The sequence below is a fragment of the Hyphomicrobium album genome, assembly GCF_009708035.1.
Classification (GTDB): domain Bacteria; phylum Pseudomonadota; class Alphaproteobacteria; order Rhizobiales; family Hyphomicrobiaceae; genus Hyphomicrobium_A; species Hyphomicrobium_A album.
The window spans coordinates 98,666-120,096 of sequence record NZ_WMBQ01000002.1; the positions used below are offsets into that span (position 1 = coordinate 98,666).

The 21,431-nt window shown below is 66.8% G+C and carries 23 protein-coding genes; 13 read left to right on the top strand and 10 right to left on the bottom strand.

Annotation, left to right across the window (positions count from 1 at the left end; translation table 11 throughout):
- Positions 1 to 131: 131 nt before the first annotated feature.
- From GIW81_RS12620 to GIW81_RS12645, 6 genes are all read left to right on the top strand, one after another.
- Positions 132 to 509 carry a hypothetical protein gene (locus tag GIW81_RS12620; RefSeq protein ID WP_154739742.1) on the top strand — a complete coding sequence of 126 codons (378 nt, stop codon included), beginning with the start codon at positions 132 to 134 and terminating at the stop codon, positions 507 to 509.
- A gap of 125 nt (positions 510 to 634) precedes the next feature.
- Positions 635 to 1,258, top strand: coding sequence for a DUF2796 domain-containing protein (locus GIW81_RS12625; protein ID WP_229309289.1), 624 nt, complete (start codon positions 635 to 637; stop codon positions 1,256 to 1,258).
- The gene (locus GIW81_RS12630) at positions 1,258 to 1,992 is read left to right on the top strand and encodes an ABC transporter ATP-binding protein (protein WP_154739743.1); all 735 of its coding nucleotides are present in this window, start codon (positions 1,258 to 1,260) and stop codon (positions 1,990 to 1,992) included. The genes GIW81_RS12625 and GIW81_RS12630 overlap by 1 nt, the downstream gene beginning before the upstream one ends.
- Positions 1,989 to 3,263 (top strand): ABC transporter permease, encoded by a 1,275-nt coding sequence (locus tag GIW81_RS12635; RefSeq protein ID WP_154739744.1) that lies wholly within the window; start codon positions 1,989 to 1,991, stop codon positions 3,261 to 3,263. Before GIW81_RS12630 ends, GIW81_RS12635 begins: the two co-directional genes overlap by 4 nt.
- Complete coding sequence (locus tag GIW81_RS12640; protein WP_154739745.1) at positions 3,260 to 3,835, top strand: DUF3299 domain-containing protein; 576 nt, start codon at positions 3,260 to 3,262, stop codon at positions 3,833 to 3,835. The genes GIW81_RS12635 and GIW81_RS12640 overlap by 4 nt, the downstream gene beginning before the upstream one ends.
- A gap of 110 nt (positions 3,836 to 3,945) precedes the next feature.
- Positions 3,946 to 4,221, top strand: coding sequence for a 2TM domain-containing protein (locus GIW81_RS12645; protein ID WP_154739746.1), 276 nt, complete (start codon positions 3,946 to 3,948; stop codon positions 4,219 to 4,221).
- On the opposite strand, the gene GIW81_RS12650 is transcribed toward GIW81_RS12645, so the two are convergent.
- The 6 genes from GIW81_RS12650 to dapD form a co-directional block, all read right to left on the bottom strand.
- Complete coding sequence (locus GIW81_RS12650) at positions 4,218 to 4,598, bottom strand: Crp/Fnr family transcriptional regulator (protein WP_324615027.1); 381 nt, start codon at positions 4,596 to 4,598, stop codon at positions 4,218 to 4,220. The genes GIW81_RS12645 and GIW81_RS12650 overlap by 4 nt on opposite strands.
- A gap of 91 nt (positions 4,599 to 4,689) precedes the next feature.
- Positions 4,690 to 5,859, bottom strand: a complete 1,170-nt coding sequence (gene dapE / locus GIW81_RS12655; RefSeq protein WP_154739748.1) for a succinyl-diaminopimelate desuccinylase — start codon at positions 5,857 to 5,859, stop codon at positions 4,690 to 4,692.
- Positions 5,856 to 6,320 carry a DUF805 domain-containing protein gene (locus tag GIW81_RS12660; RefSeq protein ID WP_154739749.1) on the bottom strand — a complete coding sequence of 155 codons (465 nt, stop codon included), beginning with the start codon at positions 6,318 to 6,320 and terminating at the stop codon, positions 5,856 to 5,858. The genes dapE and GIW81_RS12660 overlap by 4 nt, the downstream gene beginning before the upstream one ends.
- Positions 6,317 to 6,781 (bottom strand): DUF805 domain-containing protein, encoded by a 465-nt coding sequence (locus GIW81_RS12665; RefSeq protein ID WP_154739750.1) that lies wholly within the window; start codon positions 6,779 to 6,781, stop codon positions 6,317 to 6,319. The genes GIW81_RS12660 and GIW81_RS12665 overlap by 4 nt, the downstream gene beginning before the upstream one ends.
- A gap of 6 nt (positions 6,782 to 6,787) precedes the next feature.
- On the bottom strand, positions 6,788 to 7,546 hold the full coding sequence (locus tag GIW81_RS12670) for a hypothetical protein (RefSeq protein ID WP_154739751.1): 759 nt from the start codon (positions 7,544 to 7,546) through the stop codon (positions 6,788 to 6,790).
- Between the two features lie 240 nt (positions 7,547 to 7,786).
- On the bottom strand, positions 7,787 to 8,641 hold the full coding sequence (gene dapD / locus GIW81_RS12675) for a 2,3,4,5-tetrahydropyridine-2,6-dicarboxylate N-succinyltransferase (protein WP_154739752.1): 855 nt from the start codon (positions 8,639 to 8,641) through the stop codon (positions 7,787 to 7,789).
- A 179-nt stretch (positions 8,642 to 8,820) separates the two neighbouring features.
- Between dapD and GIW81_RS12680 the strand changes: the two genes are divergently transcribed.
- Positions 8,821 to 9,321, top strand: a complete 501-nt coding sequence (locus GIW81_RS12680; protein WP_154739753.1) for a hypothetical protein — start codon at positions 8,821 to 8,823, stop codon at positions 9,319 to 9,321.
- On the opposite strand, the gene GIW81_RS12685 is transcribed toward GIW81_RS12680, so the two are convergent.
- The gene (locus GIW81_RS12685; RefSeq protein WP_154739754.1) at positions 9,318 to 9,962 is read right to left on the bottom strand and encodes a TlpA family protein disulfide reductase; all 645 of its coding nucleotides are present in this window, start codon (positions 9,960 to 9,962) and stop codon (positions 9,318 to 9,320) included. The genes GIW81_RS12680 and GIW81_RS12685 overlap by 4 nt on opposite strands.
- A 56-nt stretch (positions 9,963 to 10,018) precedes the next feature.
- On the opposite strand from GIW81_RS12685, the gene argH reads away from it, so the two are divergent.
- The 6 genes from argH (at position 10,019) to GIW81_RS12715 (ending at position 16,987) form a co-directional block, all read left to right on the top strand.
- The gene (argH, locus tag GIW81_RS12690) at positions 10,019 to 11,428 is read left to right on the top strand and encodes an argininosuccinate lyase (RefSeq protein WP_324615028.1); all 1,410 of its coding nucleotides are present in this window, start codon (positions 10,019 to 10,021) and stop codon (positions 11,426 to 11,428) included.
- A 91-nt stretch (positions 11,429 to 11,519) separates the two neighbouring features.
- Positions 11,520 to 11,741 carry a lipoprotein gene (locus tag GIW81_RS12695; RefSeq protein WP_154739755.1) on the top strand — a complete coding sequence of 74 codons (222 nt, stop codon included), beginning with the start codon at positions 11,520 to 11,522 and terminating at the stop codon, positions 11,739 to 11,741.
- A gap of 27 nt (positions 11,742 to 11,768) precedes the next feature.
- Positions 11,769 to 13,037: a diaminopimelate decarboxylase gene (lysA, locus tag GIW81_RS12700; protein WP_154739756.1), complete on the top strand. Its 1,269-nt coding sequence runs from the start codon at positions 11,769 to 11,771 to the stop codon at positions 13,035 to 13,037.
- Positions 13,038 to 13,134: 97 nt separating this feature from the next.
- A complete protein-coding gene (locus GIW81_RS12705) occupies positions 13,135 to 13,371 on the top strand; it encodes a hypothetical protein (RefSeq protein WP_154739758.1) in 237 nt (78 codons plus the stop codon).
- 169 nt (positions 13,372 to 13,540) lie between these two features.
- Complete coding sequence (locus GIW81_RS12710) at positions 13,541 to 16,192, top strand: TIGR02302 family protein (protein WP_154739759.1); 2,652 nt, start codon at positions 13,541 to 13,543, stop codon at positions 16,190 to 16,192.
- Between the two features lie 144 nt (positions 16,193 to 16,336).
- Positions 16,337 to 16,987: a hypothetical protein gene (locus GIW81_RS12715; protein ID WP_154739760.1), complete on the top strand. Its 651-nt coding sequence runs from the start codon at positions 16,337 to 16,339 to the stop codon at positions 16,985 to 16,987.
- Between the two features lie 6 nt (positions 16,988 to 16,993).
- Here GIW81_RS12715 and GIW81_RS12720 read toward each other — a convergent pair whose 3' ends face one another.
- The 3 genes from GIW81_RS12720 to pbpC form a co-directional block, all read right to left on the bottom strand.
- Positions 16,994 to 17,941, bottom strand: coding sequence for a hypothetical protein (locus tag GIW81_RS12720; protein ID WP_154739762.1), 948 nt, complete (start codon positions 17,939 to 17,941; stop codon positions 16,994 to 16,996).
- A 139-nt stretch (positions 17,942 to 18,080) separates the two neighbouring features.
- The gene (locus tag GIW81_RS12725; RefSeq protein ID WP_154740749.1) at positions 18,081 to 19,148 is read right to left on the bottom strand and encodes an extracellular catalytic domain type 2 short-chain-length polyhydroxyalkanoate depolymerase; all 1,068 of its coding nucleotides are present in this window, start codon (positions 19,146 to 19,148) and stop codon (positions 18,081 to 18,083) included.
- 36 nt (positions 19,149 to 19,184) lie between these two features.
- Positions 19,185 to 21,428, bottom strand: a complete 2,244-nt coding sequence (pbpC, locus tag GIW81_RS12730) for a penicillin-binding protein 1C (RefSeq protein WP_154739763.1) — start codon at positions 21,426 to 21,428, stop codon at positions 19,185 to 19,187.
- Positions 21,429 to 21,431: the final 3 nt, after the last annotated feature.

Consider the following 21,431-nt stretch of genomic DNA (forward strand, 5'->3'; position numbering starts at 1 on the left):
CAAACACCGGGTTGTTTAACGGCGGGTGCCCAGAGTTGGCCGATGGGTAGGGGGGCGGCGTCGAGGCCTGCCGGGGCGTCTTTCGCTCGCCCTAGTTTTGAGCGTATCGTGCCAGAACCCCTGGAGACACAATGCGCTTCCTTCGGCGGCGATCGACACCTGGACTGGTAGCCCTGCTCGCGGTGGCGATGCAGGCTGCCCTGTTCGTCGCCCAGGCGCACGTGCATCCGCACGCGCATGGTCACGCGGTGCGGGTCGCCGATGCCGCGATCGCCTGCCGCGCCATCGTCCGCACCGCCCAATGCGATGCGCCCGTCAAGCCCCACGACCATCGGCATGATTGTCCGCTGTGCTGCTCGCTGGCGGCGGCAAACGGGGTGCTCCCGGAGGCGCCGGTCGCCGTCATCGATGTACGGCGCTTCGAGCCGCCGCTTCCCCTGGCTTCAACGCCTAGCCTGGCCGCTCCTGTCGCCCTATCCTTTCAGGCGCGTGCGCCGCCTGCCGCCTGAGCGCTGCGCCAAGCATCGCGTGTGCTGTTCAAGCGGCGCGAGCACTAGCCACCCCTGAACATTGCATCTTCCGCTCGCGCCAGAGGCTCGCAGCCTGTGCGAGCGACACATCTGAGGATCATGTCATGCGCTCGCCGCTGATATCTGCTCTCGCCGTCTCTTCGTTCGCCCTCCTCCTGTCGCCGGCATTCGCCGAGGATCAGCACCGGGAGCTCGGCGCCCACGTGCACGGGCACGGAACGCTCAACATCGCCATCGAGGACAAGCGCGTGGCGCTGGAGCTTGAGGTCGCCGGCATGGACGTCGTGGGATTCGAGCACGCCGCCTCCACGCCCGAGCAGAAGGCGGCGGTCGACAAGGCAAAGGGACTGTTGGAAAAGCCGCTCGACGTCTTCGCGTTGCCGGCGGCAGCGGGATGCTCTGCGGCCGAAACCAAGGTTCTCATCGAGACCGAGGCGCATGGCGACCAAGATCACGATGACCACGATCATGACAAGGACGCCAAAGGTGGCGACGATCACGACGGTCACGACCACGGCGATAAGGCCGAGGGCGGTCACAGCCATTTCCACGCGACCTATGCCCTCGACTGCACCAGCCCCGCCGAGCTGACGACCATCACCTTCAACTACTTCAAGCTCTTCGCTGGCGCGAAGGAGCTGACCGTCAATGTGGTCGGCGCCAAGGGCCAGAGCAGCTACGAGGTCAGCCGCGACCGGCCCACGCTCGATCTGGCCGGGGTCATGTGATGCAGCGCCCCACTCCCGACCCCGTCAACGCGGACGTAGTCCGCATGTCGGGCGTCCACTTCCGCTGGCCCGGCGCCCGGCCGTTCTCGCTGACGATCGACAGCTTTGTGCTGCCGGCGCGCCAGCGGGTGCTGCTGCTCGGTCCGTCGGGGACGGGCAAGTCGACGTTCCTCAGCCTCCTGTGCGGCATCGTCGCGCCGTCGGCGGGGGAGCTCGAGGTGCTGGGCACCGATCTGACGAAATTGTCCAACGCCGTGCGCGATCACTTCCGGGCCGAGCACTTCGGCATCATCTTTCAGATGTTCAACCTGCTGCCGTACGGCTCGATCCTTGACAACGTCATGCTGCCCCTGAGCTTCGCGCGGCAGCGTGCGGCGCGTGCGGTGCGCAAGGGTCCGGCGGAGGACGAGGCGAAGCGGTTGCTGAAAAGCCTCGGGCTCGACGTGGCGGAGCTGGCCCATCACTCGGCGGCCGACCTCAGCGTCGGCCAGCAGCAGCGCGTCGCCGCCGCACGAGCGCTGATCGGCGGCCCCGAGCTAATCGTCGCCGACGAGCCCACCTCGGCGCTCGACCGGGACCGGCAGCTCGCCTTCCTCGATCTCCTGTTTGCCGAGGCCGAAGCCGCGGGCGCTTGCGTCATCATGGTGAGCCACGAGGAGCAGTTGGGCGCCCGCTTCGACCGCGTCGTCCGGCTGGACGAGATCGCCCGCGCCGAAAGGAGCGTGGCCGCATGAGCGTTCCGCGCCACATCGTTCCGCGCCTTGCCCTGCAGTCGCTCGGCAACCGCGCGCTCACCGCATCGCTGACGGTGCTCGCCATCGCCTTCTCGGTGATGCTGCTCCTCGGCGTAGAAAGGGTGCGCACCGGCGCGCGGCAGAGCTTCGCCGATACCATCTCCGGCACCGACCTGATCGTCGGCGCGCGCTCGGGTTCTATCCAACTCCTGCTCTATTCGGTGTTCCGCATCGGCAACGCGACGAACAACGTCACCTGGCGGAGCTACGACGACATCGCCAAGCGGCCGGAGGTTGCGTGGATCGTGCCACTGTCGCTGGGCGACAGCCACCACGGGTTCCGGGTGATGGGCACGACGCCGGAATTCTTCGAGCGTTACAAGTACCGCCACGGCCAGAAGTTGGCGTTCGCCGCTGGTGCGCCGTTCGGCGACTTGTTCGACGCGGTGATCGGTGCCGACGTGGCGAAAGCACTCGGTTACAAAGTCGGCGACCTGATCGTCGTCGCCCACGGGCTCGGGTCCGTAGCCTTCGTCGAGCACGCAGACAAGCCGTTCCGCGTGGCGGGGATCCTCGCCAAGACGGGCACGCCGGTCGACCGCACCGTACTGGTGAGCCTCGGAGCCATCGAGGCCATCCACGTCGACTGGCAGAGCGGCATGCCGGTGCCGGGCGAAGAGATTTCGGCGGATCAGGTGCGCCAGATGGACCTGAAGCCGAAGGCCATCACCGCCGCACTGGTGGGCCTGAAATCGAAGCTCGCCACCTTCAAGCTACAGCGCGCCATCAACGAGTACGCGCAGGAGCCGCTGTCGGCGATCATGCCGGGTGCGGCGTTGCAGGAGCTGTGGGGGCTGGTCGGCACGGCAGAGACGGCGCTGTCGGTGGTCTCCGCCATGGTCGTCGCTACGGCGCTGCTTGGCATGGTGACCATGATCCTCACGACGTTGAACGAGCGCCGCCGCGAGATGGCGATCCTCCGTTCGGTCGGCGCACGGCCTACGACCATCCTCGGACTACTGGCTACGGAGGCGGGTCTTCTCACTCTCGCCGGCGTCGCGCTCGGCGTCGCTTTGCTCTATGCGGCGCTGATGCTACTGCGGCCGTGGGTCGATGCCACCTACGGGCTCAACCTCGACATCGACGCGCCGACGCAGCGCGAATGGCTGATGCTCGCGACCATCGTCCTCGCCGGTTTTCTGGCTGGCCTGCTGCCGGCGGCACGCGCCTATCGACTTTCGCTCGCCGACGGCATGACGGTGCGCACATGAAGGAGACGAAGATGCACAAGGCGTCACTTGCCCTTGCGTTCGCGCTGGTGATCTCACCGGGAGCGCAGGCTGCTGATCCGCCCATCGACCTCAAGTGGGCGCAGCTCATGCCGCCGCTCGAGGCAAAGCCGAAGCCGAAGACGTTCTTCTCCGGCGCGGCGCCGACGACGATGGCCGGGCACGACGGCGGACCGCCTCCACCCTCGACGTATCAAGAGGGCAAGTTCATGTCGATCAAGCGCCGCCAACCGGGGAGCGATCAGCCGCCTCGCGTCGTCGCCGACCTCAACGGCAAGCGGGTGAAGCTGGGCGGCTATGTCGTGCCGCTCGACTTCGAGGCGACGACCATCAAGGAGTTTCTGCTGGTACCGTTCGTCGGCGCCTGCATCCACGTGCCGCCACCGCCAGCCAACCAGATCGTCTACGTGAAGTCGGATAATGGCTTCCAGATCACAGGGCAGTTCGACCCAGTCTGGGTCACCGGCACGCTCAAGACGGAGACCGCCTTCACCGGGCTTGCCGATGCCGGCTACTCGCTCGATGCCGAGAGCGTCGAGGCGCGTCCGGAATAAAGGATATGCCCGCGGGAACAGCTGGTTAAACGTGACGCTTGTATCGCAAGCAGCTGCGCCGCGGGGCGTGCTAGGATGCTCCCGCCGCACGTCCGAGAAGGAACACGCTGATGCTGTCCTATCTTTCCAAAGGCTATGACGCGACCAGGCAGTCTGTCGGCGGGACGGTGCTCGGCGACACCGGTTTCTTCTTCCATTTCTCCGCTTACGTGCTGGTCAACCTCATCCTGATCGCCGTCAATCTCATCTTCACGCCCGACAAGCTGTGGTTCTACTGGCCGCTGCTCGGGTGGGGCATCGGCATTCTCGCGCACGGGCTGGCGGTCAATTTCTCGAAAGAGGAACAGGTGCGCCGGCGTGGCCACTCGCGTCGCGCCGCACCCTAGTTCCCGGCGGCGCTCGGCGGCTTGCGGCGCACGCGCTCGGCCATCAGCTTCATGATCTGTAAGGCAAACTCCGGCTCCTCGGCGATCAGCGCGAGGAACGTCGGCTTGTCGATCACCACGACCTCGGTCGGCTCGCTGGCGAGCGCGGCGGCGGCACGTGGCGCATCGTCGATCAGCGCCATCTCGCCGAACACGCCGCCGGCGCCGATCCGGTCCAACACGTTGCCGAAACTGATGACGTCGACGGCGCCGCTGCGGACGACGTACATGGCGTCACCGGCGTCGTCCTCCAGAAAGATGCGCTCGCCGGCGGCGAAGGCGCGCAGCGGGATGCCACGGCGGGTGAAGATTTCGAGATCGAAGAGTGCGTCCGACACGGCGCAATTCCTTTGCAAGAATCGCATGCAAGAATCGCACAACTCTATGGCGCGCGCACGCGCCACGACAACTGACCGAAGGTAGCGGCGTTCAGGCGCGTGCGAAATACAGCGCGAGGAAGCGGTCGTAGATCCGCGTCAGCGTCTCCAAGTCGGACACCGGCACGCGCTCGTCCACCTGGTGGATCGTTTCGTTGAGAAGGCCGAGCTCGATCACCGGGCAGTGGTCCTTGATGAAGCGCGCATCCGACGTGCCGCCCGTCGTCGAAAGCTTGGGAGTTTTTCCCGTCACCTCTTGCACCGCGGCCTGCATGGTCTCCACGAGCGGGCCGGGCTCGGTGACGAACACGTCGCCGGTGCCGGAGTAGGTGAGGGTGTAGCGCGCGCCGAGCTCGGCCGCTGCCGCGTCGCAGGCTTCGCGCAGGTGCGCCTCGAGGCGCGGCCGGTCGTGGGCGTCGTTGTAGCGAACGTTGAAACGGGCGCGCGCCTGCCCGGGGATGACGTTGCTCGCCGTATTCGGCACCGAGATCACCGTGAACACCAGGTGCGACGGCTCGAAATGCGCCGTGCCGTTGTCTAACTTCACGTGCGACAGCCGGTCGATGATGCGGGCGAGCTTCGGCACCGGGTTGTCGGCGGTGTGCGGGTACGCGGCGTGGCCCTGCTTGCCCTCGACGATGAGCTCGCCGTTGAGCGAGCCGCGCCGTCCGATCTTGATCTCGTCGCCGACCGTGTGGCGGCTGGACGGTTCGCCGACGACGCAGGCGTGCAGTACCTCGCCGCGCGCCTTGAGCCAGTCGAGCACCTTTACGGTGCCGTTGACGCTGTCGCCTTCCTCGTCGCCGGTGATGAGCAGCGAGATCGACCCAGGGAATGCACCGCCTCCGCGGGCGAGGAAGCGCTGCGCCGCGGCGATGAAGCAGGCGATCTCGCCTTTCATATCGACGGCGCCGCGGCCGTACAGCACGCCGTCGCGGATCTGGGCGGCGAACGGCGGCGTCGTCCAGGCTTCGAGGTTGCCGGGCGGGACGACGTCCGTATGGCCGGCGAAGCAGAGGTTGGGACCGGTGTTGCCCAGTCGGGCATAGAGGTTCTCGACGTCGGCGAAGCCCGGCTCGGAAAAAGTCATGCGGTGGCAATCGAATCCGGCCGGCACGAGCACGCCTTCGAGCATCGTCAGAGCGCCGCCCTCCACGGGCGTGACGCTTTCGCAGCGGATCAGTGCTTGCGCGAGGGCCACGGGGTCGGGTGCTGAGGTCATGCGGGCGTCTGGCCTTCTGCGAGGGGATCGGGACCGTAGCGGTTCGGACCGTGAGTGCCGCGAATGAAGCCGTTGTCGATAAAGGCGGCGACGAACGTCACTAGGAACAGCCAGAAGACTGTTACCCCCGCGATTTCCGCGTCGGGATCGATCTGAAACGCGAAGTGCGGCGCGGCAGTCACGAAGGCGCCGAAAGCGCCGAGCGCATAGCCGAGCCACCAGGGCCAGTCGCGGTCGTTGAAGCGTTTCACGGTGATCGCCGTGGCGGGTATGAGCCAGACAAGCTGCCAGATCGTATCGGGCCAGGAGGCCGGCGGCGGTCCCTCCGCGGTGAACACGGCGGGATTGAACAGGGCCATGCCCGCCAGGGTGCCGACCATAGTGATGACGAAGCCGATCCACCAATGACTTCTGCCGATGCGGCCGTCGAAAGTGGTCAAGAGCTTGATGATGTCGGTCATGTGGGGGGCGTGCTCCGAGCCAGCGGATCGGGACCATAGCGGTTCGGACCGTCGGTGCCGCGAACGAAGCCGTTGTCGATCAGGGCAAACACGAAATAGACGAACAGCACCATGAGCAAAGGTAAGAGCTTGGTGGCATCCATCGGGCCCACCCAATCCTTGAGGTGCGGTCCCAGGTAAAGGACCGCGCCCAAGGGTGCGAACAGGTAGCCGAGCCATGCCGGTCGGTCGGTGTCGTTGAAGCGCTTTACCGTGATGGCCGACATGGGGATCAGCAAAGCGACCTGCCAGAGCGTGTCGGGCAACGAGGGAGGCGGCGGCTCGTCCGCCAAAAAGAAATCCGGGTTGATGAGCAGGCCGCCGGCGATGTTGGCAATGCCGAGGACCACGAGTCCCAGCCACCACTTGGCGCGATTGATGCGGCCGGTGAAGCTGAACAGCAATGAGAACGGCGCGCCCATCCGCTCCTATCCTTCCGACATATGCCTGAGCGCTGACTCACCGGCCGACACTGCCCTGGCGCCGCGCACGTCGTCGATCTCGGTCTCTACCAGCGTGATCTTCTGCCAGATCTTCTGGCTGAGGTTGGTGGTCAGCCGTTCGATGTCGCCGACGGCATCGACCACGGCAGGGTCGCCGATCTTCTCGGCGTAAACGGCGGCCGACTTGCTGGCGAGAGACAGCATCTCCGAACAGTAGCTGAGGTAGCGCACCAGCTCGAAGCGCGTCATCTCGCGGTCGGGCGACGAGCTCGTGCGCGGTCCGCCGAGCGCGCTCGGGTCCTTGGTGAGCTGGTGCATGTCGATGACGTGGGCGATCGAGCGGAACTCGTGCAGCGCCTTGAGGACGGCGCGGCGGCGCCAGCGGCTTTCGAGGCTCGACAGGTAGAAGGCGGCACCGCCCAGCACGATGAGCAGGCTCACGCCGGCATCGACGCCCTGCATGACGTTGGTCAGCTCCGTCGACGCCTCGAGCTGCATCGCCTTGCCGAGCAGCCAGACGACGGTGCCGGCGGCGAGGAGCAGCAGCAACCACACGCCGGCGATCAGCGGGACGTTGGGGCGGGCGATCTTGTCCGCCCGCTCCGACGTCTGCTCGGCCATGACGATGAGCTCGCGGCAGACCTGCAAAAGCCCCGAGCCCGGGAACCGCTCGTTGATGCGCTGCGCCAGCGTCGTCAGCGTGTCGGCGATCTTCTGACTGGCGAGATTGCGGTAGGAGTTCATGTATCTCCGCGTGTTACGCGCCTGAACCGTCATTCCCGCGGAGGCGGGAACCCAGAACACATAGACACGCTGCGAAGGTCGAAATGCGCCGCGCTCCATGTCCGCAGGCAACGGCGCAACCGCTCCGCTCATCCGAGATCGGCTCAAGTCTAGCATGTGGCCGGCACTGAAGCATTCGCGGAGACATGGCTGGGTCCCCGCCTTCGCGGGGCTGACGGGAACGGGGACCGCCTCGGGACCCTAGTCGCGGAGCAGTTCGTTGATCGAGGTCTTTGAGCGCGTCTTGGCGTCGACCTGCTTGACGATGACGGCGCAATAAAGATGCGGGCCGGGCGACCCGTCGGGCAGCGGCTTGCCCTGCATCGAGCCCGACACAACCACCGAGAACGGCGGCACCTTGCCGAAGAACTTCTCGCCCGTGGCGCGGTTGATGATCGTCGTCGAGGCGCCGAGATAGACGCCCATCGACAGCACGGAGCCCTCGCCGACGACGACGCCTTCGGCGACTTCGGCGCGGGCGCCGATGAAGCAGTTGTCCTCGATGATCACGGGGCCGGCCTGCAGCGGTTCGAGCACGCCGCCGATGCCGGCGCCGCCGGAGATGTGACAGTTCTTGCCGATCTGCGCGCACGAGCCGACCGTCGCCCACGTATCGACCATGGTGCCTTCATCGACGTAGGCGCCGAGATTGACGAACGACGGCAGCAGCACGACGCCCGGCGCGATGTAGGCCGAGCGGCGCACGATACATCCGGGCACGGCGCGGAAGCCGGCGCGGCGGAAATCGTCGGGCGTCATGCCAGCGAACTTGGAGGGGACCTTGTCCCACCACGAGGCGCCGCCCGGGGCACCGGAAATCGCGACCATGTCGTTCAGGCGGAACGACAGCAGCACGGCCTTCTTGAGCCACTGGTTGACGGTCCAGCCCTCGGGCCCCTTTTTGGCGACGCGCACCAGGCCCTTGTCCAACAGATCGAGTGCCGTCTCGACGGAGTCGCGCACGACTCCGGTGGTGCCCGCCGAGATGCCTTGCCGCTCCTCCCAGATCGCCTCGATCGCGCTCTGCAACTCGGCGGTATTGACGTTGGCTGACATCGGGCCCCTCGGCTGACTTTTCTCGGTTGGCGGCCCGGGTTGTCGCGCGCGTGGAAAATGCTGTCAATGCAAACGCCTTCTTTCGCCCTTCGCGTCAATTGGATACGTGCCGTTAAATCCCATTGGCCATACTCAGGGAAATTCGGGCGTCGGGTCGCGTAAGACGGAGTTGCGTTGTGTTGCAGGGCGATAGAGTGATTGCCGTCCCCGGGCCCAAGGCCGTTGGGAACAAGGCTGGGGGCAAGTGGGTCGGGCGCGAGGGCTTCGTCGCCGAAGCCGCCGTCCAGTTCGACCGCCTCAATGCAACCATCGCACGGCTCGAGCGTGAGCTGGAAAAGTCGAAGGCGGCCGTCGCCGAAATGGCGGAGGAGGCGAACCGCAACCGGCGCTTCCAGGCCTTCGAGGTCAGCCTCGAGAATTCCCGCGACTACAAGATCACCGACCTGCAGCGCACCTGTAAGGACGTGAAAGGTCGCCTCGATGTCATCGAGGGCGACCGCGGCACCTTCGCCGGGCTCACCTACAAGTCGTTCGCCCAGATCGATCGCCGCCTGGCCGAGCTCGGCACGCTTCTGACGCAGGTCGAGCGGGCGGAGATCGCCGCGCGGCGCAACGAGGTGCTGTTTTTCGGCGCACTCGCCGTGGCGGCCGTCGCGCTCGCCTCGCGCTTCGTCTTCTAGAGCTGGGCTTCGATCAGCCTCTTGGCTTCCGGGCTGTCCCATTTGGCCGGCCCGATCAGCCGGCCGATCTCGCGCCCCTGCGCGTCGATGAGGATGGTCGTCGGCATGCCGATCACCTTGAGGCGCAGTCCTTCCTTGGCCGTCGGATCGGCGAAGGGCTCGAGCTTTTCGGTCTTGATGTCGGCGAGAAACTTCCTGGCGCCGTCGATGCCGGACTTGTCGACCGCCAGCGCCACCACCTGGAACTTGTCGGAGCCGAGCGCGGCCTGCAGCTTGTCGAGATCGGGCATTTCTTCGCGGCAGGGCGCGCACCAGGTAGCCCATACGTTGAGCAGCACCACCTTGCCCTTGAAGCTGGCGAGGCTCATCTCGGCGCCATTCCCGTTCAGAAAGCGGATGTCCGGGAGGGCCTCGGGTTGCGGCTTGAACACGAAGGTGGTCACCGCCCCGGTGGCGAGCGGATGCGCCCCGGTCTTAACCTCTGACGATGGGGAGGCGGACCGATCGACCGGCGGCGCTTGATTGTCAGGACCGCCCATCGTGACGTATACCCCCGCAAACGCCGCCACTGCTGCGAGTGCGGCGACCCATACGTACACCAGCGAGCGGTTGCGCTTCGGTAGCGGAGGCTGCTGGTTCATATGCCTTCTTTCGCCCAACGCGTTTTCGACCGGACCCCTGACGGAGCAACCAAGCCGTGACGGACAAGCCTGCTAACCGCATGTGGGGCGGCCGTTTCTCGGCTTCACCCGCAGAGATCATGGAGGAGATAAACGCCTCCATCGGCTTCGACAAGCGGCTCGCCCCCCAGGACATCCGCGCCTCCAAGGCGCATGCCGCCATGTTGGCCGACGCCGGCATCATCGATGCTGCCGACGCCAAGGCGATCATCAAGGGCCTGGATGACGTCGCCGCCGAAATCGAAGGCGGGAAGCTGCAGTTCTCGCGCGCGCTCGAAGACGTGCACATGAACGTCGAGAGCCGCCTGAAGGAAGTGATCGGCACGCCGGCCGGACGCCTCCACACGGCGCGCTCGCGCAACGACCAGGTGGCGACCGACTTCAAGCTCTATATCCGCGACCGCCTCGACGCGCTCGACGAGGCACTTGCGGTGCTGCAGTTTGCGTTCGTCCGCAAGGCGGAGGCGCACGCCGGTACCATCATGCCGGGCTTCACGCATCTGCAGCCGGCGCAGCCCGTCACCTTCGGCCATCATCTGCTGGCTTACGTGGAAATGCTCGGTCGCGACCGCGGCCGGCTTGCGGATGCACGCGCGCGGCTCAACGAATGCCCGCTCGGCTCCGCCGCGCTCGCCGGCACCTCGTTCCCCATCGACCGGCAGGCGACCGCCAAGGCTCTGGGATTCGACAAGCCCACCGATAACTCGCTCGACGGTGTCTCCGACCGCGACTTCGTGCTCGAGACGCTCGCCGCGGCTTCCATCTGCGCCGTGCATTTGTCGCGGTTTGCGGAGGAGGTCGTGCTGTGGTCGACGCCGCAGTTTGGCTTCATCAAGCTCAGCGACAAGTTCACCACCGGCTCCTCGATCATGCCGCAGAAGCGCAACCCGGACGCCGCCGAGCTGACGCGCGCCAAGGTCGGGCGCATTGCCGGCGCCTTCCAGAGCCTGCTCATCGTCATGAAGGGGCTGCCGCTCGCCTACTCAAAGGACATGCAGGAGGACAAGGAGGTCGCCTTCGACGCCCTCGATAGCCTCGGCCTCGCCGTCGCCGCGACGGCCGGCATGGTCGACGACATGCAGCCGCAGGCCGACACGATGCTGGCCGCGGCGGGAAGCGGCTACTCCACCGCCACCGACCTCGCCGACTGGCTGGTGCGGGTGCTGAAAATGCCGTTCCGCGACGCCCACCACGTGACCGGGCGGATTGTGGCGGCGGCGGAAGCGGAAAAACTACCTCTGGATAAGTTGTCGCTGGCGGCCATGCAGGCGGTCGAGCCGCGCATAAGCGCCGATGTTTTCTCGGTTCTGAGCCCGGAAAACTCGGTGGCGAGCCGGGTCAGCCATGGGGGAACCGCGCCACAGAACGTGGCCAAAATGGCTGCCGCCTGGCGGAAGCGGTTGGAAAAGACCTCTCCCAGGGGCTAGATTTAGCGAATGTGGCTGGGCGCCCCAGTTCCGCCTTGAGGGTGGGGTGCCTTGCTTATGCTGCTGTTTTTCAGCGTGGGACTACGGGGACATGCGCGTATCGTTGACACCAAAGGCGATGGCTGGCGCCTTGCTGGCGGCCGGACTGTGCCTTGGGTTCGGCGGCTGCGGCGTCCGCGGCTCGCTCGATCCCCCGCCCTCAGCCACGGCAACCGGCACCGCCAAGTCGGCCGAGGCCTCGGGCACCCAGCCCGAATCGGCCGCCCCGCCCAAACCGCACGACGGATTCATACTCGATCCGCTGCTGCGCTAATCCGAATCTAGGGCTAAGAAGCCCGCCATGCACCACTTCCATTACAAGGACGGCGTGCTGCACGCCGAGGAAGTCTCGCTCGCGCGCCTAGCCGCCGAGGTGGGCACGCCCTTCTATTGCTATTCGACGGCGACACTCGCCCGGCACTACCGCGTGCTGACTGAAGCCTTTGCCGACCAGGACGCGCTCATTTGCTTTGCCGTCAAGGCGAACTCGAACCAGGCCGTCTTGAGGACGCTCGGCAAGCTCGGCGCCGGCATGGACGTCGTGTCGGAAGGCGAGCTGCGCCGCTCGCTCGCCGCGGGCGTGCCTGCCTCGCGCATCATTTTTGCCGGTGTCGGCAAAACGCGCGCGGAGATGGCCTACGCGCTCGAGCAGGGCATCCTCGGCTTCAACGTCGAGAGCGAGCCGGAGCTGCGCGCGCTGAGCGAGGTTGCCGCTGGCCTCGGCAAGACGGCGCGCATCGCCCTGCGCGTCAACCCGGACGTCGACGCCAAAACGCACGCCAAGATCTCCACCGGCAAGGCGGAGAACAAGTTCGGTATTCCCTACGGCCAGGCACGCCAGCTCTACGCTGCGGCCGGCAAGCTGCCGGGCATCGCCGTGTCCGGCGTCCACATGCACATCGGCAGCCAGATCACCGACCTGGAGCCGTTCCGCAACGCCTTCCGGCTGATGCGGGCGCTTGCCGAGGAGCTGATTGCCGACGGGCACAAGCTTGAGCATCTCGACATCGGTGGCGGCTTGGGCGTTCCGTACATGTCGGATGGCGAGGTGGCGCCCCCGCCGATGGATTACGCGCAGGTCGTGCGCGAGGAGCTCGGCGACCTTGGTTTGAAGCTGGTCATGGAGCCAGGGCGCGTCATCGTCGGCAACGCTGGCGTGCTCGTCACTCGCGTCATCTACGGCAAGGAGGGCGTCGACAAGACGTTCACCGTCGTCGACGCGGCGATGAACGATCTGATCCGGCCGACGCTGTACGAGGCCCAACACGAGATCTGGCCGGTCGACGAGGCGAAGCGGGCGATGCCGGCGATCGTGCAGGACATCGTCGGACCGGTGTGCGAGACGGGCGACTATCTGGCGCTCGACCGCAAGCTGCCGCCGCTCGCAGCGGGCGATCTCATCGCGGTGATGACCGCCGGCGCTTATGGGGCAGTCATGTCGTCGAGCTACAACACGCGGCCGCTGGTGCCGGAGGTGCTGGTCAACGGTGCCGACTATGCCGTCGTCCGTCCGCGCTTCGGCACCGAGGAGCTTATCGCCCTCGACAGGCTGCCTGCTTGGCTGAAGTGAATAGCCCGTCTTGATGCCGGAACCCCTTGTGGCGCCTGGGCAAACGTGGGCAAGCTAGCTGCGCCAGTCCCCAGTTCAGCCTTTGCGAGGCTGTGCAATGAACGACCAGCAACCTTATCGTATGCTCATCCGTCACTCGATCATCGGGCTCCCGCCGGGCGCGACGCACAAGCTTAGGTTTGACCAGATCGGCGACGTTTTCCCGCCCGGGATGGTTGGCAACGACATCCACCCGCATGCGATGGCCGATCTGCGCGCGTTTGCCGACGACGTGGGCTGCGCCGTGACGAAGGACGATGCGCTGAAAGTCTTCGTCTTCCGCAAGCGGGACTAGATCGCGCCGCCGCGGTGCGCCCCGCGTTTCGGCCGCGAAAAGCTTATCGCCCAAGGGCGCCTTCCGGCCGGAGGAAGTAGCAGTGTTTCCCGGCAGGATGACCAAAGTTTAATGCAGGGGCGACGGCGCGCCGCTAGGCCCGCCGTAATGTTCCGGCTATCGTTCCGCCATGACGGAGCCGAAGGCCGCCCCCACTCCTCTCGACGCGAAATTCGCGCGCAAGGTGCGCGCGAGCCGTTGGGCGCTGTTTTTCGAGCGCCTGTGGCCGCGCGTCTGGCTGATCCTGGGCCTCGTCGGCCTTTTCCTCCTGGTGTCGCTGGCCGGCCTTTGGCCGATGCTGCCCGACCTTGCCCATTACATCGTGCTCGCCCTGTTCGCGATCGGCGGCGTGGCGGCGCTATTGCACGCCGTGCGCACGCCTTTCCCCAGCCACGACGAAGCGGTCCGCCGCATCGAGCGCGTCTCGGGCGTGCCGCACCGTCCTGCCTCGTCCTACGAGGACACCGTTACCGCCAACGCCGATGACCCGCGCACCGCCGCTATCTGGCAGGCGCACCGCGCCCGCCTTGCCGCCGCGCTCGCCCGGCTGCGCGTCGGGCCGCCGCATCCGCGTGCCGACCGGCAAGATCCGATCGCGCTGCGCGGGCTCATGGTCCTGGGCGTCGTCGCCTTGCTCGCCCTCGTCGGCGACAGCGTGTCCGACCGTTTGCGCTCCGCCTTCCGCTTCAACTCCGCGATCGCCCTGGCCGAGGCACGCCTCGATGCTTGGGTGACGCCGCCATCGTATACGGGCAAGCCGCCGGTGATGCTGGCCGACGGCGCGCGCGGGGTAGCAGCCGCCGAGGCGCAGCCGAAGCTCGTCGAGGTGCCCGAGCGCAGCGTGCTGATCGTGCGCACGAGCGGCAAGGGGCTCGGAGTTCCCTCGCTCGAGGTGTTCGCCGAGGGCTCGGCGGAACGCACCCACGTCGAGGCGAAGAAGCCCGACGCAGGCAAATCGTCGGCCCCCAACAGCGATATCGCCGAGATCCGCTACGAGATGCGCAACTCGGCGGAGATCCGCGTTCTCTCAGGCGGCAACGAGCTGGCGCGCTGGCAGTTTTACGTGAAACCCGACAAGCCGCCCGTTATCTCGATGACCAAGCCGCCGGAGCGCACGCGCCGCGGCTCGATGAAGCTTCTGTACACCGCCGAGGACGACTACGGCGTGGTCTCGGCCAACGCCGACGTGAAGCGCGACCGCAGCGCCGACAAACCCGTCGATCCGAAGAAGGCGTGGGCGCAGCCCGAGGCGCTCAAAGGTCCACGTCCGCCATACGAGAAGCCGCCGGAGATCACCCTGCGCCTGCCGCGCCCCTCGCAGAAGGAGGCGCAGACCTACATCGATTTCGGCCCGCACCCCTACGCCGGCAAGCCCGTCATCCTCACGCTCGAGGCCAAGGACGTTGCCGGCAACATCGGCCGCTCCAAACCGATGAAGCTCGTCCTGCCGCAGCGGCAGTTCGACAAGCCGCTGGCGCGCGCCGTCGTCGAGCAGCGCGCCAAGCTCATGGATGACCCGCGCACCGTGCCGCTCGTCAAGCGAGCGATGGAGGCGCTGACCATCGAGCCGGAAGGCTTCATCGATTCGACCTCGATCTATCTCGGCATGCGCAGTGCCATCCGCGGGCTGGACCGCGACACCTCCCGCGAGGGCCTGAAGAATATCGTCGACGGCATGTGGGAGCTGGCGCTGCGCATCGAGGATGGCGATCTCTCCGACGCGGAGAAAGCGCTCAAGGACGCGCAGGATAAGCTCGCCGAGGCGCTGGAGAAGAACGCGCCCGATTCCGAGATCGACCAGCTCATGCAGAACCTGCGCGAGGCGCTGTCGAAGTACGTCGAGCAGCTGACCAAGAATGCGCAGGACCAGACACCGCCCGAGGGGCTCGACCAGCAGAACCAGCAGCTGAGCCAGCAAGACCTCGACCAGATGATGAAAAATCTGGAGGACATGACCAAGGCCGGCTCGCGCGATCAGGCACAGCAGATGCTGAGCCAGCTGCGCGATCTATTGGAGCGGCTGCAGTCGGGGCAGATGTCGAAGCAGCAGGCCGAGCGCAGCCAGAAGATGCAGAAGAAGCTCGACGAGCTCGGCGGCCTTGTCGGCCAGCAGCAGCGGCTGATGGACGACACCTATCGCGAGAACCGCAAGCAGCAGCGGACGCCGGGGGGCAGTGTGCCGGGCGAGAACGGCCAGCAGCAGAGCCAGAGCCAGATGGGCCAGGGCATGCCCGGCCAGCAAGGGCAAGGACAGTCCGGCCAGAAAGGCCAGAAGGGTCAACAGGGCCAACAGGGCCAGCAAGGTCAACAGGGTCAGCAGGGCAAGGGCAGCCTCAGCCAGCAGCAGCAGGCCTTGAAGGAGGAGCTCGAGAAGCTGCGTCGCGAGCTGGACGAGCTCGGCGCCGGCAAGGACGAGCTCAACAAGGCGCGCGACGCCATGGAGAGCGCGCAGAAGTCGCTGGAGCAGGGCGACACCGACAACGCGCTGGGCGACCAGTCCGAGGCGCTCGACCAGATGCGCCAGGGCGCGCAGAAGATGGCCGAGGGCATGAGCAAGGAAGGCAACTCGCGCTACGGCCAGAACGGCGACCAGCCGCGCGATCCGCTGGGCCGTCCGCAACGCTTCCAGGGCCCGGATGCCGGCAACTCGGTGAAGGTGCCGGACGAGATCGATATGCAACGCGCACGCGAGATCCTCGAGGAGCTGCGCAAGCGCCTGGCGCAGCCATCGCGTCCGATGCAGGAGCTCGACTATTACGAGCGTCTGCTGCGCCGCTTCTGACCCGGCTGAAATTCACCATTTCTGTAATTGGTGCCGCACGACCGCGATTTCGCCACGGGTATGGCCGATGACATCGCCATGTACCGTGCGTGGGGGTTACCTCTTGTCCTCGTCCTCCTGTTGGCATGGCCCTTAGTGGGCGCCATGGCCGCTGATCCGTGCGCGACCGGCACGTTGCGCCCGGTCAAGTTCAGCAAGGACGACAAGCTGCTGCTGAGCTGGGTCGGTACGGTGAACGAGAAGATGGCGGCGAAGATCGATGCCGCCTTCGAGGCGCACAAAGGTCGCGCCAAATCGGTGGAGCTTTCCCTGCACTCCTGCGGCGGCCGCACCGACTACATGGCCGAGGCCATCGGCGTCCTGACCAACATCAAGAAGACCATCACCCTCACGACCGTGGTGGAGCCGGGGTCGACCTGCGCGTCGGCCTGCATCCCCGTGTTCCTGGCGAGCGACCGGCGCCGCGCGGCGATGAGCAGCCTCTGGTTCTTCCATCGCTCCTGGCGCTACCAGCTCAAGGGCGGCGTCGACGCGGTGCTCACCGCGGCGCCGGGCGCCTACACGGTCGACGGCTTCCTCAACCGGTTTTATGCCCCGTCGGGCCTCTCGCCTGATTGGCTAAAGCACCTGAAGCAGGTCATTGAGAACAACGACGGCTACTGGCAGACGGGCCGCGATCTGTGGGACGCCAAGAGCGGCATCATCACGGAGACCATCGGGGATATTCAGCCGCAGGACGCGCGGCCGGTGTATCTCGCCCCCGCTCCCGGCTGCACCACGATGTGCCGCGGCTGAAGTCCGTCAGCGCCCCGGCGCGAGCCGCACCGCGAGGCCGCTGACCACCTGATGGCTCACCACCTTCGTCTCGATGTGACCGCCTGGCGGCGGCTCGCCGGCGAACCAGCGCTTCACCTGCCGAATGATATCGAGGGGCAGCCAGCTGCCTTCGACCTCGCTCAAGGGCGCTTCGTAGTCGGCGTAGGTGAACTTGTACTCGACGAAGAACGACAGCTTGGCGAGACGGATCTCTACCCCGAGCAGCGCTTGGCCAGCGGGGCCGGCGTAATTGTATTCGTAGGTGCGCGGACGGCTGTTGTTGGCGAGCTGAAACTCGGTGTGCGGCAGCAGCACGCCGCCGCCAACGCCAACGTAGGGGCTTACACGCGGACCGATGCTCGGCAGGCGCAACAGGCCATTGAGCAGCAGCATATTGTGCCCGTGCGAGAACTCGAACTTCGAGGCGATATCGCGGATGCGTGCGCGCGGCGGCAGCGGCTGTCCGTCGAGCGTGCCGGAGAAGTTCGTCTCCGCGTCGAGCGGCGCGATCGCCTTCGAATGGATGAAGTCGACGCCGGCGCCGGTCTTGCCGCCGGCGAACCACTGGGCGACGCGCGCGCCGTAGTAGATGGGGCTCTTGAACGGGTCCGTGTACCAGTTGACGGGGTCCAGGGTGAAATCGGTGGCGGCCTGCGCTCCCGGGTTCACGACGCGCGCCGCGCTCGGGTAATTGTAAGGCGCACCCGAAAAGGCCGCGATAACCGTCTCGCGACCGAGGGCGATCGAGCCGTCGCGATTGCCGGAGGACGTTGATTGCGCCGGCTCGTTGTCGACGCGTGCTTGCTCGAGGATGCCGCCCAGGGCCTGTGCGGTTACGAGCACAGCGGCTGCAAGCGTGACCGCGACGTCCCGGCGTCGCCGGCTCGGCGGCCGAACGGCGCCGGTCCAGCCGAGTGTGAGCAGTTCCGCCATCGGCACGTCTCCCCCGTAAGCATTCTTGCGCCGCGCACGGCCGTTTGCTTGAGAGCAAGGTATGCGACCCCCGCCCCGCCGCCAATTCACCCGGCCCGGTGTTCGGTGTGCCCCGTTGACGCGGGAGCCGTGACAGGCCTCAGGAAGAGGTCCGCGGCGATGCCAGTCGCTCCAGCATACGGTAAACGGCGATGATCTGCGGCGCGTCGCGCGTCAGATACTCGGGCCCGGTGTAGCCCCACCAGTCCCAGCAGCCCTGCGGATTGAGCGGCGTCGCGGCAGTCTGCGGGAATAGCACGACGATGTTGTTGGTGTCGGCCCAGCGGGCGTAGCCGGAATCGCGCGCGAAGGCATCGCCGACGAACGTGCGGTTCTGCCCGCAGCCGTGGAATGCGATGTGCACGCGGCAACCGCCGTTGGTCCGGCAGGCCTCGGGCACGTAGACGACGCCGTCGTCGCTCAACCCGTGGTTGGACAGCCCCTCGGTAAAAGCGTCTTGGTCGAAGACCTGGAAATGCCCGGTCGTCTTCGCGGCCGGCTTGTTGAGCGTGCCATAAATCTGACCGAGCAGCGCGCCGGCCTGATCGTAGTCGCAGTCGACGATGTAGGGCTTGCCCGCATGGTCGCATTCCGGGCCGCGGACGTCGGTGACGAAGGCGTGCGCGGCGGGAATGTTCGAGACGAAGAGGACCTGCGAATTGGGTACGCCCACGTCCTCGTAGAATTTGCGCGCGGCTTCGACGATGGCCGGAACCACGGTCGTATCGTTCGTGCCCGAGAACAGATAGATGCGGTCCGTCTTCACGTCGGCGATCGGGTCGATGCGATCGTGCTCGGCAAGGCGCTCGGCGCGTTCAGCGAGGTGCTTGGGGTTCGGCACGCCGAATGCCTGCAGCCCACTTTGCATGCAGCCATTGATGGCCTTGGTGAGATTGAGCAGCGCGCTGCCAGGGCCGGGAATGATGTCCGCGAACAGGCTTTCCGAACAGCCATAGGGTCCTCCGGCGATGATGCCCGCGCCGACCACGTCCTTGGCGTGCGCCATCTCGAACTGGCCGGCCATGTAGGCGCCGGAGGAGATGCCCGAAACGGAGGTGGCTTCGCGCTTGGCATCAAGTGCCGGAAGTTCCGCGGACGGGTGCTCGCTACAGCCGCCAAGTATGGCGGCGAGTGCCAGAAGAAACAGAGGAAATAGCCGTCGTTTCATCGTGCTCACGCCGCTGCGGGTCCTCAAGCGCGGAGACTACCGCTTCTGCTCCTCGCCCGCCATCGTGACAACGCCCTCGGAGCCTTTGAGGCGGACCGTGACGCGGTCGACCCGGCCCTTCGCGTCGACCACCGACAGCCTTACGAAGCCGTTGCCGTCCGGCTGCCAGACGACCTGGCGGGCGCGCGGGTCCGACGTGATCGGCGCGCCGTTGACGAGCCAGGTCAGCGGCAGCACGCCGCCGCTCGCCTTGAGCAGCAGCTGGTCGCCGGTTTCGGTCTCGACCTCGGCCCGGTCGGGCGGGAAAGAGATGAGGACGCGTGGCTCGAGGAATGGACCCTGCGCCACGTCGGCAATGCCGCCTTCGCGGAAGCGTTTGAGCGGCGGTGGCAGCTCGGAGCCCGTCACGCGCAGCGCCCCGGACGGCGGACCGGACAGCGGCGTTCGCTTGTCGCCCAGGCGCGCGAAGGCATCGAAGAGGATGGGCGCGGCGGCGACGCGGCCGGACAGCCCCGGGGTGGATGCCCCGTCGGGCCGGCCGACCCACACGGCGACGGTGTACTTGCCATCGTATCCGACGGCCCACGCGTCGCGGTAGCCGTACGAGGTGCCGGTCTTGTAGGCAAAGCGGCCGGCCTTGGCATTCACGGGCGGGGGGGCATCCTTGAGGATGTCGCTGACGTACCAGGCGGCGAGCGGCGATAACAGGCGCTTACGCTCAGCCTGTTTCCCGTGAAGCAATGCCTTGGCGGCATCGGCAACGTCGGCGCGCCGGTGGACAAGCGGTACGACATCGCCGCCGCGCGCGAGGCCCGCATACAGCGTCGTGACGTCGTGCAGCGTCAGTCCGACGCCGCCGAGCGCCATGGCGAGCGTCGGCACTGTCTTGTCGGGGAAGGCCGGCTCGACGCCGATCTTGCGGAAGCGGCCGGCGAGCTTGCCGGGTCCGACGGCCGACAAAACCTTCACGGCCGGGATGTTGAGCGACTGGGCCAGCGCATCGCGGATCGTCACCGTGCCGTGGAAGTCCTCGTCGAAGTTCTTCGGCGCGTAGCTGCCGTAGCGTACCGGGCGGTCCTCGATCAGCGTCTCGGGATGGGCGAGGCCGGCCTCGAACGCCAGGCCGTAGATGAAGGGTTTCAGCGTCGAGCCGGGCGAGCGCATGGCGTTGACCATGTCGATGGCGCCGGCGCGCGCATCGTCCAGGTAGCCCGCCGAGCCGACGTGGGCGATCACCTCGCCGGTGGTGTGGTCGACGGCGAGAATGGCGGCCGACAGCTTGCGGCCTAGGAGCTTGGTCTGCTCCTCGGCGAGAGCCTCGAGCGCTCGCTGCACGCCGCGATCGATGGTGAGCAGGTGCACCGTTTCCTTCGGCTGCGCCATTACCTCGGCTTCCGCGAGGTGCGGGGCGAGCTTGGGGAAGGCGCGCCGCCCGATGGGGACCGGCTCGAGGGCGGCCCGGCGCGCCTCCGCCTCGGTGATCACGCCCTCTTCGGTTGCCCGCTGGAGCACCCGGTCGCGGGCAACGCGCGCGGCACGCGGATTGCGATCGGGTCGCCGCCACTCGGGTGATTGCGGCAGGGCGACGAGCAGCGCCGCCTCGCCGATCGACAACCGCCGCGGCTCCTTGCCGAAATAGGCGAGAGAAGCCGCGCGGACGCCTTCGATGTTGCCGCCGAACGGCGCCAGCCGCAGGTAGAGCGACAGGATCTGCCGCTTGTTGAGATGATGCTCGAGCTGCAGCGCGCCGACGATCTGGCGCAGCTTGGCGCCGCCCGAGCGCTCGTAGCGCCCTTCGATGAGGCGCGCGACCTGCATCGTGAGCGTCGAGGCGCCGGAGACGATGCGGCGGTTTTCGACGAGCTGCACCGCGGCGCGCGCCAGCGACCGCATGTCGATGCCGCCGTGCTCGTAGAAGCGCTTGTCCTCGAAGGCCATGAGCATGGCGAGGTAGCGCTGGTCGACGTCGCTCGCCTCCACCGGCAAACGCCAGCGGCCGCTTTGGGTGGTGAAGGCGCGCAGCAGGTGACCGTTGCGGTCGAGCACCGTGGTCGAGAGTTGGTTGACCTGCGCGAGGTCCGGCGCCCCCAGCCGGTCTACGGCGATGTAGCCGCTGACGGCAGCTACGGCGACTGCGCCGGCCAGCGTCCCGGCGCCGATCAGTGCGTGGCGAAGATAGCGCTTGGCGCGCGGCGCGGCCGGCGGGGAGCTGTGTGTCTCCCCGCCGTTGGACGTTCTCCTCCAGGAAAAGGAGAGCCGTCTTTTGATCGCGTCGCGCATCTG

Bases quoted from the DNA above. Each gene is read 5' to 3' on its own strand.
- GIW81_RS12695 (WP_154739755.1), top strand. From the start codon at position 11,520: ATGCGCGTATCGTTGACACCAAAGGCGATGGCTGGCGCCTTGCTGGCG.
- dapE (WP_154739748.1), bottom strand. From the start codon at position 5,859: ATGACCTCAGCACCCGACCCCGTGGCCCTCGCGCAAGCACTGATCCGC.
- GIW81_RS12710 (WP_154739759.1), top strand. From the start codon at position 13,541: ATGACGGAGCCGAAGGCCGCCCCCACTCCTCTCGACGCGAAATTCGCG.
- GIW81_RS12620 (WP_154739742.1), top strand. From the start codon at position 132: ATGCGCTTCCTTCGGCGGCGATCGACACCTGGACTGGTAGCCCTGCTC.
- GIW81_RS12635 (WP_154739744.1), top strand. From the start codon at position 1,989: ATGAGCGTTCCGCGCCACATCGTTCCGCGCCTTGCCCTGCAGTCGCTC.
- pbpC (WP_154739763.1), bottom strand. From the start codon at position 21,428: ATGCGCGACGCGATCAAAAGACGGCTCTCCTTTTCCTGGAGGAGAACG.
- GIW81_RS12625 (WP_229309289.1), top strand. From the start codon at position 635: ATGCGCTCGCCGCTGATATCTGCTCTCGCCGTCTCTTCGTTCGCCCTC.
- GIW81_RS12665 (WP_154739750.1), bottom strand. From the start codon at position 6,781: ATGGGCGCGCCGTTCTCATTGCTGTTCAGCTTCACCGGCCGCATCAAT.
- GIW81_RS12660 (WP_154739749.1), bottom strand. From the start codon at position 6,320: ATGACCGACATCATCAAGCTCTTGACCACTTTCGACGGCCGCATCGGC.
- GIW81_RS12640 (WP_154739745.1), top strand. From the start codon at position 3,260: ATGAAGGAGACGAAGATGCACAAGGCGTCACTTGCCCTTGCGTTCGCG.
- GIW81_RS12670 (WP_154739751.1), bottom strand. From the start codon at position 7,546: ATGAACTCCTACCGCAATCTCGCCAGTCAGAAGATCGCCGACACGCTG.
- GIW81_RS12720 (WP_154739762.1), bottom strand. From the start codon at position 17,941: ATGGCGGAACTGCTCACACTCGGCTGGACCGGCGCCGTTCGGCCGCCG.
- GIW81_RS12685 (WP_154739754.1), bottom strand. From the start codon at position 9,962: ATGAACCAGCAGCCTCCGCTACCGAAGCGCAACCGCTCGCTGGTGTAC.
- dapD (WP_154739752.1), bottom strand. From the start codon at position 8,641: ATGTCAGCCAACGTCAATACCGCCGAGTTGCAGAGCGCGATCGAGGCG.
- GIW81_RS12630 (WP_154739743.1), top strand. From the start codon at position 1,258: ATGCAGCGCCCCACTCCCGACCCCGTCAACGCGGACGTAGTCCGCATG.
- GIW81_RS12705 (WP_154739758.1), top strand. From the start codon at position 13,135: ATGAACGACCAGCAACCTTATCGTATGCTCATCCGTCACTCGATCATC.
- GIW81_RS12645 (WP_154739746.1), top strand. From the start codon at position 3,946: ATGCTGTCCTATCTTTCCAAAGGCTATGACGCGACCAGGCAGTCTGTC.
- GIW81_RS12725 (WP_154740749.1), bottom strand. From the start codon at position 19,148: ATGAAACGACGGCTATTTCCTCTGTTTCTTCTGGCACTCGCCGCCATA.
- GIW81_RS12715 (WP_154739760.1), top strand. From the start codon at position 16,337: ATGGCCGCTGATCCGTGCGCGACCGGCACGTTGCGCCCGGTCAAGTTC.
- lysA (WP_154739756.1), top strand. From the start codon at position 11,769: ATGCACCACTTCCATTACAAGGACGGCGTGCTGCACGCCGAGGAAGTC.